General features: G+C 54.7%; 1 protein-coding gene. It reads left to right on the top strand.

The window, feature by feature from the left end:
* A partial coding sequence (locus SB719_RS19860) for an ATP-binding cassette domain-containing protein (protein WP_412159693.1) occupies nucleotides 1–276 on the top strand: 276 nt, incomplete at both ends.

Genomic DNA, 276 nt, shown 5'->3' with positions numbered 1-276 from the left:
GCTGCATACAGGTCATTATGGGACTTTCGGGCTCAGGCAAATCGACACTGATCCGCCATATCAACCGGTTGATTGATCCTACTGCCGGTGAAGTCCTGGTGAACGGCGTCGACGTGGTCAAGATGAGCGACGGGGAGCTGCGTGAATTCCGTCGTCACCAGACAGCGATGGTATTTCAGAAATTCGCACTTCTGCCGCATCGCAACGTTCTCGACAACACGCTTTACGGGCTTGAAGTTCAAGGCACGCCACGCGTCAAGGCGGTCGATATTGCCA

This window comes from Pantoea sp. SIMBA_079, assembly GCF_046940275.1.
GTDB lineage: Bacteria > Pseudomonadota > Gammaproteobacteria > Enterobacterales > Enterobacteriaceae > Pantoea > Pantoea borealis.
The sequence above is the reverse complement of the archived record's forward strand: the minus strand, read 5'-3'. Positions and strand labels throughout refer to the sequence as shown.